Consider the following 16,005-nt stretch of genomic DNA (forward strand, 5'->3'; position numbering starts at 1 on the left):
TAATCGCCTCTTTCACGCGGGTTGTGTGTCACGCGGTCTCCTGCCCACCGGTCCGGGGGGCTGCGTCGAAAGACGGGTCCAAGGCTACGCCGTGCGGTAACCGACAGCATTGTCGCATCGGGCCCGTGTCGCGTTTCACAGGTTTTGCGAGTTGTCGGCCGTCGGAGTAACGCCGAAGCCCGGCCGGGGCACTGACCCCGACCGGGCTCCGACGACCCGATGACTCCTGTCCCAGGGGTCAGGAGACGTCCCGCTTGCGCATGATCAGCGTGCCGATCGTGCCGGTCACCACCGCGTACGCGATCATGACCGCCGCCCCGGCCCACCGTGGCGGGCTGCCCGGCAGGTCGGTGCCGGTCGCCATCAACTGGGAGGCGAGCGACGGGACGATCAACTGAAGGTTGTTGATCCAGTCGCCGAACCGGTCGGCCAGGATCGACAGCACGATGATCGCCCCGATGTAGCCGGCGAGGTAGACCAGCAGCGCCGTGACGGTGGCACCGATCTGGCTGCGGATCAGCACCCCGAACCCGATCCCGAAGACGGCCCAGAGCAGGTACGCCAGCCCGTTCAGGCCGATCGCCTGCCAGATCGCGCCCTTGCCGAGCTGGCTCGACACGTCCAGGCTGTTCAGGATCAGCGGAGTGAAGATCAGGTTGAGCCCGGTGGTGACCACCCAGAAGATCAACCCGAGGATGCCGGCGGCGACCAGCTTCGCCACCACCACGGCGGTACGGTGCGGCGTGGTCAGGAAGGTGGTCGTGGCGGTCTGGTGGAAGAACTCGTTCGTCACCACCATCACGCCCAGCAGCATCACGATCAGCACGCCGAAGAACTGGCCGTTGGTGTAGAGGTTCGCCGCGACGTTGACGTGCTCGCCGGCCGCCTGGAACTGCGCGTTCTGCGCGTCGGCCTCCGGCACCCCGACGCCGGCCGGATCGAGCAGCGCCTGCGACTGGAAGTAGTTGATCATCAGGGTCAGCGCCCAGAGGGGCAGCGTGATGAGCCCGAAGACCCACCAGGTGTTCGTCGTACGGATCTTCAGCAGCTCGGACCGGACCAGGTTCATCGGATCCCCGCCTTTCCGGCCGTCAGCTCCAGGAAGACCCCTTCGAGGTCGGGGCGCTCGGTGGTCAGCTCGTGCAGCTCGACCTTTGCCGCCAGCGCGGCCCGGCCCACCGCCGGAGCGTCCGCCCCCTCGACCAGCAGCGCGCCGTCCTCGTCCCGGGTCACCCGGACACCGTCGGCGGCCAGCGCCGCGGTCAGCTCGTCACCCTGCGGGGTCCGGACCCGGACCCTGCCGGTCTGCGCCATCGAGCCGACCACCTCGTCGACCCGGCCCTGCCGGACCAGCTTGCCGGCCGCGATGATCACCACGTCGTCGGCGAGCAGCTGCATCTCGGAGAGCAGGTGGCTGGAGACCAGCACCGTACGCCCCTCGGCGGCGAGCGCCTTGAGGAAGCCGCGCATCCACCGGATGCCCTCCGGGTCGAGACCGTTGGCCGGCTCGTCGAGGATCAGCACCCGGGGGTCGCCGAGCATCGCGGCGGCGATGCCGAGCCGCTGCTTCATGCCGAGCGAGTAACCCTTGAACTTCCGCTTGGCCGCCGGGGTGAGCCCCACCAGCGCCAGCGCCTCGTCGGCCCGCTGCTTCGGCAGCCCGGCAGCCGCACAGGTCACCCGCAGGTGGTTGATCCCGGTACGGCCCTTGTGCGCGCTGGACGCCTCCAGCACCGCGCCGACGTGCCGGATCGGCTGCGACAGGTCGGCGTAGCGGGTACCGCCGATCGTCGCGGTGCCCGCCGTCGGCGCGACAAGGTTGAGCAGCATCCGCAGCGTCGTCGTCTTGCCGGCACCGTTCGGCCCCAGGAAGCCGGTCACCCGGCCGGGCTCGACGGTGAACGACAGGTTGTCGACCGCCCGGACATTGCGATAGACCTTCGTAAGACCGGAGACCACTATCTGGCCACCTCCGGCCGTTGGGCTCTGTCGCCCGTCGGACATCTCTCTCCCCTCCGTGAGCGCAGCCGTACCGGCCGCGCCGTCACCCAGCGTCGACATTGTGGGCCGCGCGGTCAATCGGGATGATTGCGTAACCGGTCGTCATACCTGGGCAGGAGCCCGTCCTCCTACAGCACGAGCCGCGCGGCATCTGGGGAGGAGGGGCGAAATTTACCAGCTCGGACGAGCTGCCGGGGGGCGGCGCGCGAGACTGCCCGGGTCATACCACATCCCGTTCACCGGATCGACACACCATCGGCCGTCGGTCGACACGTCCAGGGCAGCCCGGGGGCCTACACAGAAAGCATGGCCGTTCTGCTCACCACCCCGGCACAGACCGGGACCAGCGGATACACCCTGCTGCTCGCCGAGGGCGCGGCGCAGGTAGCCGCCGCACAGCGCCTGCGGCACGCCGTCTTCGTCGAAGAGTTCGGCGCCACGCTCCACTCACCGGTGGCCGGACTCGACGTCGACGAGTTCGACCCGTACTGCGAGCACCTCGTCGTCCGCGAGGACGAGTCGGGGGCGGTGGTCGGCACCTACCGGATGTTGCCGCCGGACCGCGCCGCCCGGGCCGGCCGACGGTACGCCGAGGGTGAGTTCGATCTCTCCCCGCTCGCGCCGCTCCGCGACGAGGTGGTCGAGATCGGCCGGTCCTGCGTCGACCCGGCGCACCGGAACGGCGCCGTGATCAACCTCATGTGGGCGGGTATCGCCCGCTATCTGCACCTGCGCGGCCTGCGCTGGCTCGCCGGCTGCACCTCGGTCCCGCTGGACGACGCCGGGGCGACGGCCGCCGGGGTCTGGTCGGAGGTGCGGCGCCGGCACCTCTCGCCGCCGCCGATGCGGGTCCGGCCACACCGGCCCTGGCTGGCCGAACCGACCGGCGCGGCGGCGCTGGCGGCCGGGCGGTCACCGGTGCCGACCGGGGCGCCGGCCGCCGCCGGTGGCCGGGTGGCGATGCCGCCGCTGCTCCGCGGCTACCTGCGGCTGGGCGCCTGGGTCTGCGGAGAACCGGCGTACGACCCGGAGTTCGACGTGGCGGACTTCTACGTACTGCTCTCGATGGACCGGATGCCCGACCGGTACCGCCGGCACTTCCTCGGCCCGGACCGGTGAAGACCCGGAGCCGCCCGGTCCCGGCCGGTTCGGCGCGACCCGGCGGGTCGCTCTGGCGGCCGCACTCGGACTGCGGGCCGGCCTGCCTGCCCGACCCCGCCCGGACGCCGGGGGTCTCCGCGGCCCGCCAACTGGGTCGACTGGTGGCGCTGGTCGGCGCCCTGCTCTTCGGCGGGCTGCTGCTGCCGCTGCTGCCGGTGCTCTCCCGCGCCGGCCGCCAGGTCGCCGGGCGGGCCTGGGCGCGCGGCGTGTTGCGGGCCGCCGGGATCCGGCTCGTCGTGCGGGGCCGGCCGCCGCTGCGCCGGGCCCTGCTGGTGGCCAACCACGTCTCCTGGCTGGACGTCGTCACCGTCCTCGCGGTGACCCCGGCCCGGCTGCTGGCCAAGCACGAGGTGCGGAGCTGGCCGCTGATCGGGCCGCTGGCGGCGCTCGGCGGCACCGTCTTCATCGACCGGACCCGGCCGCGCACCCTGCCCGGAACCGTGGCCGAGGTGGCGGAGGTGCTCCGGGCCGGCGGGGTGGTGGCGGTCTTTCCGGAGGGTACGACCTGGTGCGGCCTGCCCCCGGCGGCCGGCGACTGTGGCTGGGCGGTCCGGTTCCGTCCGGCGATGTTCCAGGCCGCCGTCGACGCGGCGGCCCCGGTGGTGCCGGTGCACCTCGGCTACCGCGTCGAGTTCACCGACCCGACGACCGGTGCGGTCCGGGCCGCCGACACCACCGCCGCGGCCTTCCTGGCCGAGGAGAGCCTCTACACCTCGGTACGCCGGGTGCTGGCGCTGCGCGGTCTGGTGGTGACCCTGACCGTGGTCGACCAGCCCGGCCTGGACCGTCCGGCGGACCGTCGCCGGCTCGCCACGGCCGCCGAGGCGGCGGTACGGGCGGCCGGTGCGCCCGCCCCGGTGCGGGGTCCGGCCGGCGGGGCGGCGCTGGAGCTGGCTGCCTGACGGCATCGCCGACCGGTCGGAGGGACGTTCCGGAAACGCGATGTATCGCGTTATCGTGGCAGCACGCCCGCCCGCCGTTCGTGCCGCGCCCGCCGGCCGGACCGGCCCCAGCACCAGGGGAGTCGCCATGCCGAGCTGGACCGTGGACGGGCCGCGCCGGCTGACCCTCACCGAGCCGGTCGACCAGCTCGTCGTCCGGCTCAACTCCGGCCGGGTCAACGTGGTCGGCACCGACGGCCCGGCCCGGATCGAGGTCACCCGGACCGACCGGCGTCCGCTGGTCGTCGAGCACCACGACGGCCGGTTGACCGTCCGGCACCGGACGTTCGGGAGTTGGACACTGCTGCTGCGCTGGTTCGGGCTGGGCGGCGGACCCGAGATCTCGATCGGGGTACCGGCCCGGGTGCGGGTGGACCTGCGGCTGTACGAGGGCGCGGTGGTCGCGTCCGGACTGGTCGAGGCGACCGAGGTGGAGGTGACCGCCGGCCAGGTGACCCTGATGGGGCTCGCCGGTCGGACCAAGGCGCGGCTGGTCTCCGGGCCGGTGGAGGCGCTCGGCGTCGCCGGTGACCTGACCATGGAGACGGTCTCCGGCGAGCTGATCCTGGCCGACGGGACCGCCGAACGGGTCCGGGCCAGTACGGTCTCCGGGGCGATCACCTGTGACCTCGGCGACCCGGGCGGGAGCGAGATCCAGCTCGGCGCGACCTCGGGCAGCGTGACCGTACGGGTGCCCGAGGAGAGCGACCTCGACGTGCACCTGCACACCACCTCGGGCCAGATCACCACGGACTTCCCGCAGCTCGCGGCGGGCCCCGCGCCGAGCTGGTCGAGCGACCGCCGGGGAACGCTCGGCGCCGGGGGAGGTAGTCTCCGCGCCACCACCATGTCCGGAAGCATCGTGCTGCTGGCCCGACGGTCGGCGGAGTGAGGACGAGATGACGACGGTGTTCGGCCACGGCCGGCTCCGGCTCTATCTGCTCAAGCTCCTGGACGACGGGCCGAGACACGGCTACGAACTCATCCGGCTGCTGGAGGAGCGCTTCCTCGGCCTGTACGCGCCGAGCGCCGGCACGATCTATCCCCGGCTGGCCCGGCTGGAGGCGGAGGGACTGGTCACGCACGACGCCGTCGGCGGCCGGAAGGTCTACCGGATCACCGAGGCGGGCCGGGCCGAGCTGCGGCAGCGGGCCGACGAGGTGGCGAGCCTGGAGTCGGAGATCCGCGCCTCCGTCTCCGACCTGGCGAAACTGGCCGGTGAGATCCGTTCCGAGGTACGCGGCTCGGTGCGTGACCTGAAACAGGAGCTGCGGGCCGCGGCCCGGGAGTCCCGCCGGGGCTCCCCGCCCGGCCCGGCGTACCCGGGTGCGGGGTTCTCCGGCCCGGCGGCGGGTTCCGGCTCGGGCGGTCCCGGCTGGTCGGCCGGGCCGCGTGCCGGTGAGCGGGTGGAGCAGGGCTGGTCGGCGGCGCAGGGGGACGACCCGGCCGCCGAGTTCGACCGGCAGCTGCTGCTCTTCGTCACCGAGGTGCGGGCGCTGGCCCGCAGCGGCCGGTTCACCGAGCCTCAGTTGCGTACGGCGGCCCGGCTGCTGCACGGTGCGCTGGACGGCCTTCGCCGGCTGCTCCGCTGATCTCCCGAGGCCGCTCGATGATCTCTGGGCCGGCTCTCAGAAAGTTTTCAGGGGATGCTCAGCCGAGCCGCAGGGGAGGCGCGGATGATGGCGAGATGGCAGCGACAACGCAGAGCGAGGCCCGGCTACTGGTCGTCGAGGACGACCCGAACATTCTCGAGCTGCTCTCCGCCAGCCTGCGATTCGCCGGCTTCGACGTGGCCACCGCCACCAGTGGGAGCGCGGCGGTCAGCGCGGCGAAGGAGCGGCGACCCGACCTGGTCGTGCTCGACGTCATGCTGCCCGATCTCGACGGCTTCGAGGTGATCCGGCTGCTCCGCGAGGGCGGCACCCGTACCCCGGTTGTCTTCCTCACCGCCCGGGACGCGACCGACGACAAGATCCGTGGGCTGACCCTGGGCGGCGACGACTACGTCACCAAGCCGTTCAGCCTGGAGGAGCTGACCGCCCGGATCCGCGCGGTGCTGCGGCGTACGGCCACCGGCGAACACGCGCCGTCCCGGCTCACCTTCGCCGACCTGGAACTGGACGAGGAGACCCACGAGGTGCACCGGGCCGGCAGGCGGGTGCAGCTCTCGCCGACCGAGTTCAAGCTGCTGCGCTACCTGATGCTCAACGCCAACCGGGTGCTCTCCAAGGCGCAGATCCTGGACCACGTCTGGAACTACGACTTCCGGGGCGACGACAACATCGTGGAGTCCTACATCTCCTACCTACGGCGCAAGATCGACACCACCCAGCCCCGACTGATCCACACGCTGCGCGGGGTGGGATACGTGCTCCGCAAGCCGGCGGCGTGAATGTCGCCCTGCCGCTGAAGGGGCGGCTCCGCGCCACGCCGCTGCGGGTCAAGCTCGTCGCCGCCGTACTCGTCCTGGTCGCCGCCGCGCTGGTGGTGATCAGCGTGATGACCGCCTTCTTCCTGCGCAGCTATCTGGTCGGCCGGATCGACAAGGAACTGGCGAGCTTCGCCCGTGACGCGAACGCGGCGCAGGTCGAGCAGCTCTACGAGGCGATAGCGGCCGGCCGCAGCGCCCTGCCGACCGACTATCTGATCGTCCGGGCCGACCGGGAGGCCGGCTTCTTCCAGCCGCTCTACGACCGGACGCTCGACCCGACCAACCTGCCCGGCGCGCTCAGCGACCCCGACTGGTACGAGCGGCACGCCGGCAAGGACTTCTTCACCGTCTCCTCGACCGACCACCGGTTCCGCTGGCGGATGCTGGTCGTGCAGTGGCCGAACGGCACCTTCCTGGCGGTCGGGCAGCACCTGACCGACGTCGACCTGGCGGTCAAGGAACTGATCTGGATCGACGTACTCGTCGGCGGCTCGGTGTTGATCACGCTCGCCGCGGCCGGGGCGGCGATCGTGCGTACCAGTCTGAAACCGCTCGTGGAGATCGAGCGGACCACGGCGGCCATCGCCGGCGGAGACCTCTCCAGACGGGTACCCGATCCGGAGCCCGGTGAGGTCGAGGCGAAAACCGAACTCGGCCGGCTGTCCCGGGCGCTGAACACGATGCTCAGCCAGATCGAGATGGCCTTCACCGCCCGGGCCGCGTCGGAGTCGGCGGCCCGGGCGGCCGAGGTGAACGCCCGCAGCGCGGCGACCGCGGCCCGCAACGCCGCCCTCGCCGCCCAGGCGTCGGAGTCCCGGGCGCTGCGCTCGGAGGAGCGGATGCGGCAGTTCATCGCGGACGCCTCGCACGAACTGCGTACCCCGCTGACCACCATCCGGGGCTTCGCCGAGCTGTACCGGCAGGGTGTCACCGGCTCGCCCGAGGACACCGCCCGGCTGATCCGCCGGATCGAGGACGAGGCGGCCCGGATGGGCCTGCTCGTCGAGGACCTGCTGCTGCTGGCCCGGCTCGACCGGGAACGGCCGTTCACCCTGGCCCCGGTGGAGCTGCCGGTGCTGGCCAGCGACGCGGTGCAGGCCGCCAAGGTGGTCGCACCGGACCGCCCGATCAGCCTGGAGATCGAGCCCGGGGCCGGTTCGCTGGTGGTGCTCGGCGACGACGCCCGGCTGCGGCAGGTGCTCGGGAACCTGATGACCAACGCGCTCACCCACACCCCGCCGGAGGCGGCGGTGACGCTGCGGCTGCGAGCCGAACGGGACGACGCGGTGATCGAGGTCGCCGACACCGGGCCGGGGCTCTCGGCCGAGCAGGCCGAGCGGGTCTTCGAGCGCTTCTACCGGGCGGACGCCGCGCGGACCCGTGCGGCGGGTGGCGGGGTCAGCACCGGGCTCGGGCTGGCCATCGTCGCGGCCCTGGTGGCGGGGCATAACGGCAGCGTCGAGGTGGTTGACACCCCGGGTGGCGGTGCGACCTTCCGGGTCCGGCTGCCGCGCGCGCCGGAGACCTCCGAGGAGCCGGAGATCTCCGAATCAATCGACGTAGAGTAATTCCCAGCCAATATTCAGGCAGGTTCAAGGTACGTCGCAGAGCGAGGGGGCAAGGTAAAGCCATGAGCGACTTCGAGACCGACCCGCAGCGGCGGCCGGTGACCGCCGACCGCGAGCACTCGCATCCCACCGCCGAGCTGCCGCGCGACGACCGCGGGCAGTCCGACGCCGGCGCCTCGACCGCCGACCCGGCCGCCCCGGCCGCAACCCCCGCAACCCCCGCCGGCTCCGGCGACCCGACCGCCAGCTTCGCCGCCACCGGTACCTCCGACGGCACCCCGACCGAGCGCGCCGAGCCGTCGACCGCCGCAGCGCCGAGTGTCGAGCGGTACAACGCCGGGGGATACCCGGCGACGGGGCAGACCGCCGAGCAGCCGTACAGCGGGGTGCCCGCCTCCGGCCAGCCGTACGCGGGTGCGCCGGCCCCGGGCCAGCCCTACGGCGGCGCGCCCGCCTCCGGACACTCCTACGGCGGCAACCCCTACGCCGCCGCGCCCGCCTCCGGCCAGCCGTACGGCGCCGGCTCCTACGGCACGGCGCCCGCCTCCGGCCAGCCGTACAGTCTCCCGCCCACCGGGCGCCCCGGTGATGCTCCGGCGCAGGCCGGTGCCAGCCCGTGGCAGGCGCCGACCGGCGGCCAGCACCACTCGCCCTGGGCACCGGGGCACCCCGGTGCCCCGCAGCCGCCGCAGCACGGCGGCCCGGTGCCGCCCTGGGCCACCCCGGGCACTCCGGCACCGGGTCGCTCCGGTCCCGGCCGGGTCGGCCGGGCCGTGGCGGTCGGCGTGGCCGCGCTGGCCCTGATGGTCGGCTCCGGTCTCGCCGGTGGGGCCATCGCGACGGCTCTGGACGACGGGCCGACGGTGACCAACCGGACCTACTCGGCGGCACCGGTGATCAACTCGGCCGACCTGCCGAAGATCGCCGCCCAGGTGCAGGACAGCGTGGTGTCGATCAGCACGGGCAGCAGCGAGGGCTCCGGCGTGGTGATCAGCGCCGACGGCTTCGTGCTCACCAACAACCACGTGGTGGCCAGCGCCAACGGCGGCACCGTCAAGGTCTTCTTCGCCGACGGCAAGAACGCCGACGCGGACGTGATCGGCACCGACCCGAAGACCGACCTGGCCGTGGTGAAGGCCGAGGGGGTCTCCGGACTGACCGTCGCGAAGCTCGGCGACAGCGACGCGATGCAGGTCGGCGACCAGGTCCTGGCGCTGGGCAGCCCGCTCGGCCTACAGGGCTCGGTGACCGCCGGCATCATCAGCGCCCGGGACCGGACCATCCGGGCCGGTGGCGAGGGCGAGCAGCAGAACCCGTTCGAGCAGCCGCAGCAGGGCGCGGTCAGTTCGATCTCCGGCCTGCTCCAGACCGACGCCCCGATCAACCCGGGCAACTCCGGCGGCGCGCTGGTCAACACCAAGGCGGAGGTGATCGGCATCAACACCGCGATCCTCACCGCCGGCCAGGGCAGCGGCAACATCGGCGTCGGCTTCGCCATCCCGAGCAACAAGGCCAAGGCGGTCGCCGAGGCGCTCCAGCGCGGCGAGAAGGTCAGCCACCCGTCCCTCGGCGTCCAGGTCACGCCGGCGGAGAACGGCGGGGCGCTGGTCAGCGGTGTCGTGCCGAACAGCCCGGCGGCCAAGGCCGGCCTCCAGCAGGGTGACGTGGTGACCCAGTTCGGCGACCGGAAGATCGGCGACGCCGACGATCTGGTCAGTGCGGTACAGGCCGGCAAGGTGGGTGACCAGGTGCAGGTGACGTACACCCGAAACGGAGTCGAAAAGACCGCAACCGTGACGCTCGCCGAAACGTCGTAGGAAGAGAGCGACGTACGCTTCGGGATAGACCTTTCGCACGGGAGTAAAGCCTTCTCCCCAGAGCGGCGGGCGACGTGACCAAGGGGGTTGGTCAGGTCGCCCGCCGCTCCCCTTTCTCCAGGCGCCCCGCAGCTCCTTCCCGTCACCGCCCCTTTCCCGCTTCACCTGGTCGGGGTGAGCCCGGCTCACCCGGACCAGGGCGAATATCGGGGTTGGTCTGGCAGGCACCTCGGGTCTCGACGTCGACGACCCGGACGACCGGGGGAGGGGCGGCGATGAGCACCGCGACCATGGCGCGCAGCGACACCGACATCCAGCGTGACGTGCTGGCCGAGCTGGCCTGGGACGCCCGGGTCCGGGCCAGCGAGGTGGGTGTCTCGGTCTCCAGCGGCATCGTGACCCTGACCGGCTGGGTGGACAGCTACGCGAAGAAGTGGGCCGCGGAGCGGATCGCGCACCGGATCCGGGGCAACCGGGCCGTCGCCAACGACATCGAGGTACGTCTGTCGGGCACGGCCGAACGCACCGACACCGACATCGCGACCGCGGCGAGCCGGGCCCTGGAGTGGGACGCCTTCGTGCCGGTCGGCCGGATCCAGGTGACCGCCGCCAACGGTTGGCTGACGCTGCGCGGCGAGGTCGAGCGGGGCTACCAGAAGCGCGCCGCCGAACGGGCCGTACGCCGGCTGACCGGGGTACGCGGGGTGACGAACCTGATCGCCGTACAGCCGACCGGCGACCTCAGCGAGCAGGACGTCAAGCGGGACATCCGGACCGCCCTCGCCCGCCGGATCGACATCGGCGCCGACCTGATCGAGATCGATGTCGACGAGGGGACCGTGGTGCTCACCGGCGAGGTGCGCTCGTGGCTGGAGCGGGAGGAGGCGGAACGGGTGGCCTGGGCCGCGCCCGGGGTGGGCGAGGTCGAGATGCGGCTCCGCCTCGCGACCTGACCCGTGGCGGCCTCCTCGCGACCCGAGCCGGGTCGGCCGGCTCCCGACCCGAGCGGGGTCGGCCCAGCCCGATCGATGGCAGAAGCAAGGTTCCACGTCGATCCGGGACGCCGGACGGCGGAGTCGGTGACGACCACCCGACCGGCCGGCCCCGAGGGGAGGACCCCTCCGTGACCACGAACCCGTCCGAGCGGGCGCAACCGGAACGCCGGCTGCGCATCGCGATGATCGTTCCACCCTGGTACGAGCTGCCGCCGCCCGGTTACGGCGGGCTGGAACAGGTCTGCTCGGCCCTGGTCGACGGGCTGGCGGCCAAGGGGCACGAGGTGACCCTCTTCGGCGCGGGTACCGGTACGGGCACCGCCGCGCACTTCGTCGGGACCGTACCGGAGTTGCAGCACCACCGGCTCGGCCAGGCCCTGCCGGAGCTGGCGCATCTGGCCCGGGTCAACCGGATGATCTCGCCGGAGTCGTTCGACATCGTGCACGACCACACCACCGTCGGCCCGTACGCCGCCGACCGCGCCGTGCCGACCGTCTCCACGGTGCACGGCAAGCCGACCGGCGAGCTGCGGGAGGTGCTCGCCGACGTCGACCCGAAGGTCGGGCTGGTGGCCATCTCGCACACCCAGCGCCGGCTGGCGCCGGAACTGCCCTGGGTCGCCACCGTGCACAACGGGATCTCGACCGGCAACCTGTTGACCAAGTCGGTGCCGGGGATGGGTCCGGTGCTCTGGCTCGCCCGGTTCAGCGCCGACAAGGGGCCGGACCTGGCCATCGAGGCGTGTCGGGCCGCCGGTCTGCCGCTGGTGCTGGCCGGCAAGTGCGACGAGCGGTCGGAGCTGCGCTATCTCGAACAGGTCATCGAGCCGATGCTCGGGCCGGACGTGACGGTGCTGCGCAACCCGGACCGGGACGCGACCGTGCGGCTGATGCTCGCCGCCCGCTGCCTGATCATGCCGATCCGCTGGGAGGAGCCGTTCGGCATGGTGATGGTGGAGGCGATGGGCACCGGCACGCCGGTGGTGGCGCTCGACCGGGGTGCCGTGCCGGAGCTGGTCCGGCACGGCGAGACCGGGCTGATCTGCGAGGACCCGGCCGAGCTGGGGCCGGCGCTGCGGGAGGTGTCCCGGTTGGACCCGGCCGCCTGCGTGGCGCACGTCCGCCGCGAGTTCTCGGCCGAGCGGATGGCCGACGACTACGAGCGGGTCTATCTGGCCCTCGTCGAGCCGGGTCTCGAATCGCCGGTCCGGCCGGCGACGGCGCCGACCGGCGCCTGGTGACGCCGGCCGCCGCTTGATTTCGGGTACGAGGTCAGCCACGCTCTGCGTCGGATAGTGGACGCGAGCGCGTCAGGGTGGCATCGACGCCTTACTCTGCATGCCGCAGCGGGACGCGGAGGGCAGGGGTCGGTGGCCGTCGTCGAGAGCCGGGTGAGCGTCTGGGAGGCTCTGGCCGGCCGTGCTCCGGGCAGGCCACTGGGACCGGCCGACTCGGGCCTGTGGACAGCCGTCGTCGAGCGGTTGAACCCGGCGCGGGCCCGCCCGGTGCTGCGCCCCGGCATCGAGCGCGCCGAACTCGTCTCGGTGCGCGGGGTCTCCTATGTGATGCTCCGCTCGCCGGATTCCCGGGGCGACGCCTGCTATCTGCGGCTCTCCCCCGAGGAGTGGCGGCTGGCCGAGCTGATGGACGGGTCCCGTACCGTGGCCCGGCTGGTCGCCGAGTTCGCCCGGATCGCCGGCCGGCTCGCCCCGGACCAGGTCACCCGGGTCGTCGCCGACCTGGCCGGCAACCGGATGCTGGCCGAGTTGCCGGTCGACGCGTTCCGGCCGCTGGACCGGGTGCACCGCCGGCCCTGGCCGCTGCGGCTCGGCCGGGGGCTGCTCGCCGCCGCGAAAGGCCAGCGCACGGTGGTGGCCGACGTGGACTGGCTGGTCGACCTCGCCTACCGGGCCGGTGGCCGGTTGCTCTTCACCCGGGTCGCCGCCGGGCTGCTCGGTGCGGCGGCGGTGGCCGGGCTGCTGCTGTTCGGCTGGACGTGGTGGGCCGGCGACCAGTCGCTCTTCCTCACCGACGGCTCGTACGCGGCCGGCGCGGCGGTACTGCTCGGGTTGAACGTACTCGCGCTGGCCTGCCACGAGCTGGGTCACGCGCTCGCCACCAAGCACGCCGGACGGCGGGTGCCGGCCGCCGGTTTCCTGGTCTATTTCGGCATCCCGTCGGTCTTCGTCGACACCACCGACGTCTGGATGGCCGGTCGCCGGGCCCGGATGCTCAGCACGGCGGCGGGCCCGGCGGCCGGGCTGATCCTGGCCGGGCTCGCCCAGCTCGTCGGGCTGCTGGTGCCGGAGGCGGCGCCGTGGACGTTCAAGCTCGCCTTCGCCTGGTATCTGAACGCGCTGTTCAACCTCAACCCGTTCCTGGCGCTGGACGGCTACTACCTGCTGATGGACTGGTTGGAGATCCCCAACCTGCGCGCCCGGGGACTGGCCTACGTGCTGGCCCGGCTGCGTCGCCGCCCGCCGAGCTGGGCGCAGCTCGACCGGGAGGGCCGGATCGTCGCCCTGTACGGCACCCTGGCCGTGCTCTGGGTGGTCATCGCGGTGAACATCGGCTGGCGGATCTGGACCGACCGGGTCGCCGGGCTGATACTCGGACTCTGGCGCTCCGGCTGGCCGGCCCGGCTGCTGCTGGTGGCCGTGATCGCCGGCCTGGCCGCCCCGCTGGTCTACCTGGTGGCCGGCTGGCTCGCCCGGCGGGTCCGGCGGGTACGCGCCCACTGGGTGCAGCGGCGGCACCGGCTCGACCTGCCCCGTCGACTCGACGCGCTGCGGAACTCGCCGCTGGGCCGGCTGCCCGAGGCGACCCTGGCCGAGTTGGCCGCGCGGGCCCGCTGGGTACGGCCGCGTACCGGAACGCAGCTGGTCTTCGCCGGGGCCGCGCAGTCGACCGTCTTCCTGGTGGTCGACGGTGCGATGGAGGGCCGGCGGCCCGGCGACCCGGGCGGCCTGGTCCGGCAGCGGCTCGGCCCGGGCGGGGTGATCGGGCTGGCGAGCGCGCTCACCGGGGCTCCGGCGACCCTCGACTGGCACACCGCCGGGACGCTCCTGCTGGGGCTGCCGACCTCGGCGGTGGTCACCGGGGTCGGGCCGCTGCCCGGGCCACCACCGGCGGACCGGGCCGAGGCCGAGGCGCTCTTCGCCGAGGCGCCGGCGCTGCGCGGGCTGAGCCCCGAGGACCGGCTCGGTCTGGTCTCCGGTGCCCGGGTGTCGGCGGTCGCCGCCGGTGACCCGATCGTCCTCGCCGGGCCGAACGACGCGGTGGTGGTCGAGTCCGGGGTGATCGAGTTGCCGGACGGTACCCAGCTCCGCCGGGGGACGATGATCGGCCCTGCCGGGGAGGGCGAGCCGGGTACGGTGGCGACCGCCCGTACCCCGGTCCGGGTCTGGGCGCTGCCGGCGGTCACCGGCCTGCCGCTGCTCTTCGGCACCCCGGGCGCCCCGCCCCCGCCGGCCGATCCCGGCGCGCCGGGCAGCGCGCCCCGGGCCGGCGTACATCCCGACGGGGGCTATCCGCCGCTGGCCGCGCCACCCGGACCGCCACCGCCGGACGCGGATCCCGACGTGGACCGCCGGTTCGAGCGGAAGCTCTGGTGGCTGGTCCTGCTCCTGCTGCTGCTCGCCCTGCTCAGCACGGCGAGCAACCTGATCCCCGGCCCGGCCTGGGCGGAGATGCCGAGCGACCGGGCGCTGCTCGCCGCCGAGTCCGGTCGGGTGGACGCGACCGTGGACGGCCGGAGCGTACGGCTGGCCGAGGGCGACCGGCTCTACGTCTCGGAGGGTGACCAGATCCGGGTCTCCGCCCGGTCCCGCGCCCTGCTGACCTTCCGGGGCGGCGCCACCACGGTGTTCTGCGCCGGCTCCCGGGCGGTGCTCGGACCACTGTGGAGCGACGGGGTGCGCGAGGTCACCCCGCACGGCCGGCTGACCCTGGACACCGGCCGGATGCTCGCCGACACCGAGAGTCCGAGCAGCGCCTTCGCGCCGCTGTCGCTGCTGGTCGACCGGGCCGGTGGCGGGATCGGCAACCGTGGTGCGGCCCGGTACGCGGCCTGGACCAGGGGCATCGAGGTCTCCACCGGCGAGGTACGGGTCACCGGGATACGCCAGCCGGAGCAGGGTCGGCCGCTGGCCTGCGGTGCCGGTACGACACCGGAGGGCAGCCCGGCCCCGACCGGTACCCCGGACGACCCGGCGTCGACGACCCCCGGCCCGTTGCTACCGACTCCCTCGCCGACGCCGTCCCCGACCGCGTCGCCCGGCACGCCGGGGCCGACCCCGAGCACTCCCGGCAGCCCTCCGACCCCGACCGCCGGTACGCCGGGGACCGTCCCGACCACCACCGGTCCACCGCGCACCCCACCCCGCACCACCCCACCACCCACCACCGCCCCGCCGACGACGCCCACCAACAGGCCACCGGTGATCCGTTGGCAGCGCGACCCGGGCGGGACGCTGAGCCAGCAGACGGCGAGCGGCGGGTGCACCGATCATCCGACCACGACCGCGGCCGTGGTCGACGTCTCGGACGACCGGGACTCCGGCGAGTCCCTGGTGGTCACCGTGCACTGGAGCGGTTTCACCAGCGGGTCGGCCCGGATGTCCCCGGACGGCGCCTACCACGGCACCATCGGTCCGGTGCCGTATCCGGGGCAGGACAACCGGGGCGGCACCCTCAGCGTCTGGGTCACCGCGTCGGACAGTCAGAAGGCGGAGTCCACCGTGCAGGGCAGCCCGATCACCGTGGCCGGCTGCACCCAGGTGACCATCAGGTGAGGAGTGCCAGTGCTCTGTTGGTTCTGTCCCAAGGCGGCGCGGGGCGGGTGCCGGTTCTGCGGGCGTGGCGTCTGCGAGGACCATGCCCGGTTCGGCCCATACCTGTTGCAGGTGCACCGCTCCGAGGCGCGGGGCCGGGCCGAGGCACTGGTGGTGGAGGACGCCCTCCAGTGCGGCACCTGCCGGCCCCGGCCGCAGCCGGTACCCATGCCCGAGCTGGACTGACCGGTCGTCCCCGGCCGGCCGGATGATGCCGGCAGGTGGCGGTACGCGGCTAGCCTAAGGACGCCCGGCGTGC

The 16,005-nt window shown here is 73.4% G+C and carries 13 protein-coding genes; 11 read left to right on the plus strand and 2 right to left on the minus strand.

Annotated features, from left to right (window positions below; genetic code table 11):
• Positions 1–238: 238 nt before the first annotated feature.
• Positions 239–1,069: an ABC transporter permease subunit gene (locus tag C6W10_RS10820; RefSeq protein ID WP_107257953.1), complete on the minus strand. Its 831-nt coding sequence runs from the start codon at positions 1,067–1,069 to the stop codon at positions 239–241.
• Positions 1,066–2,004 carry an ATP-binding cassette domain-containing protein gene (locus C6W10_RS10825; protein ID WP_107257954.1) on the minus strand — a complete coding sequence of 313 codons (939 nt, stop codon included), beginning with the start codon at positions 2,002–2,004 and terminating at the stop codon, positions 1,066–1,068. Before C6W10_RS10825 ends, C6W10_RS10820 begins: the two co-directional genes overlap by 4 nt.
• 303 nt (positions 2,005–2,307) lie before the next feature.
• Here C6W10_RS10825 and C6W10_RS10830 point away from each other — a divergent pair, with 303 nt between their 5' ends.
• The 11 genes from C6W10_RS10830 to C6W10_RS10880 all read left to right on the plus strand — a co-directional run bounded on the left by C6W10_RS10830 (position 2,308) and on the right by C6W10_RS10880 (position 15,932).
• Positions 2,308–3,120 carry a GNAT family N-acetyltransferase gene (locus C6W10_RS10830; RefSeq protein WP_107257955.1) on the plus strand — a complete coding sequence of 271 codons (813 nt, stop codon included), beginning with the start codon at positions 2,308–2,310 and terminating at the stop codon, positions 3,118–3,120.
• Positions 3,117–4,064 (plus strand): 1-acyl-sn-glycerol-3-phosphate acyltransferase, encoded by a 948-nt coding sequence (locus tag C6W10_RS10835; RefSeq protein ID WP_107257956.1) that lies wholly within the window; start codon positions 3,117–3,119, stop codon positions 4,062–4,064. Before C6W10_RS10830 ends, C6W10_RS10835 begins: the two co-directional genes overlap by 4 nt.
• 127 nt (positions 4,065–4,191) lie before the next feature.
• Complete coding sequence (locus tag C6W10_RS10840) at positions 4,192–4,995, plus strand: DUF4097 family beta strand repeat-containing protein (RefSeq protein WP_107257957.1); 804 nt, start codon at positions 4,192–4,194, stop codon at positions 4,993–4,995.
• Between the two features lie 7 nt (positions 4,996–5,002).
• Entirely contained in the window at positions 5,003–5,695 is a 693-nt protein-coding gene (locus C6W10_RS10845; protein WP_107257958.1) for a PadR family transcriptional regulator, read from the plus strand.
• A gap of 95 nt (positions 5,696–5,790) precedes the next feature.
• Positions 5,791–6,495 (plus strand): response regulator transcription factor, encoded by a 705-nt coding sequence (locus tag C6W10_RS10850; RefSeq protein ID WP_107257959.1) that lies wholly within the window; start codon positions 5,791–5,793, stop codon positions 6,493–6,495.
• Entirely contained in the window at positions 6,492–8,102 is a 1,611-nt protein-coding gene (locus C6W10_RS10855; RefSeq protein WP_234361694.1) for a HAMP domain-containing sensor histidine kinase, read from the plus strand. The genes C6W10_RS10850 and C6W10_RS10855 overlap by 4 nt, the downstream gene beginning before the upstream one ends.
• A gap of 62 nt (positions 8,103–8,164) precedes the next feature.
• Positions 8,165–9,919, plus strand: coding sequence for a S1C family serine protease (locus tag C6W10_RS10860; RefSeq protein ID WP_107257960.1), 1,755 nt, complete (start codon positions 8,165–8,167; stop codon positions 9,917–9,919).
• Positions 9,920–10,194: 275 nt separating this feature from the next.
• Entirely contained in the window at positions 10,195–10,872 is a 678-nt protein-coding gene (locus C6W10_RS10865) for a BON domain-containing protein (protein WP_107257961.1), read from the plus strand.
• A gap of 170 nt (positions 10,873–11,042) precedes the next feature.
• Positions 11,043–12,155 (plus strand): glycosyltransferase family 4 protein, encoded by a 1,113-nt coding sequence (locus tag C6W10_RS10870; protein WP_369931390.1) that lies wholly within the window; start codon positions 11,043–11,045, stop codon positions 12,153–12,155.
• A 129-nt stretch (positions 12,156–12,284) separates the two neighbouring features.
• Positions 12,285–15,707: a cyclic nucleotide-binding protein gene (locus C6W10_RS10875; protein WP_159104539.1), complete on the plus strand. Its 3,423-nt coding sequence runs from the start codon at positions 12,285–12,287 to the stop codon at positions 15,705–15,707.
• Positions 15,708–15,716: 9 nt separating this feature from the next.
• Positions 15,717–15,932 (plus strand): hypothetical protein, encoded by a 216-nt coding sequence (locus C6W10_RS10880; protein WP_107257963.1) that lies wholly within the window; start codon positions 15,717–15,719, stop codon positions 15,930–15,932.
• Positions 15,933–16,005 lie beyond the last annotated feature (73 nt).

It is taken from the genome of Plantactinospora sp. BB1, from assembly GCF_003030385.1.
GTDB lineage: Bacteria > Actinomycetota > Actinomycetes > Mycobacteriales > Micromonosporaceae > Plantactinospora.

What these genes read in the sequence shown, in the direction of transcription:
- C6W10_RS10820 (WP_107257953.1), bottom strand. Translation starts at nt 1,069, where the DNA reads ATGAACCTGGTCCGGTCCGAGCTGCTGAAGATCCGTACGACGAACACC.
- C6W10_RS10860 (WP_107257960.1), top strand. Translation starts at nt 8,165, where the DNA reads ATGAGCGACTTCGAGACCGACCCGCAGCGGCGGCCGGTGACCGCCGAC.
- C6W10_RS10840 (WP_107257957.1), top strand. Translation starts at nt 4,192, where the DNA reads ATGCCGAGCTGGACCGTGGACGGGCCGCGCCGGCTGACCCTCACCGAG.
- C6W10_RS10830 (WP_107257955.1), top strand. Translation starts at nt 2,308, where the DNA reads ATGGCCGTTCTGCTCACCACCCCGGCACAGACCGGGACCAGCGGATAC.
- C6W10_RS10850 (WP_107257959.1), top strand. Translation starts at nt 5,791, where the DNA reads ATGGCAGCGACAACGCAGAGCGAGGCCCGGCTACTGGTCGTCGAGGAC.
- C6W10_RS10825 (WP_107257954.1), bottom strand. Translation starts at nt 2,004, where the DNA reads ATGTCCGACGGGCGACAGAGCCCAACGGCCGGAGGTGGCCAGATAGTG.
- C6W10_RS10845 (WP_107257958.1), top strand. Translation starts at nt 5,003, where the DNA reads ATGACGACGGTGTTCGGCCACGGCCGGCTCCGGCTCTATCTGCTCAAG.
- C6W10_RS10865 (WP_107257961.1), top strand. Translation starts at nt 10,195, where the DNA reads ATGAGCACCGCGACCATGGCGCGCAGCGACACCGACATCCAGCGTGAC.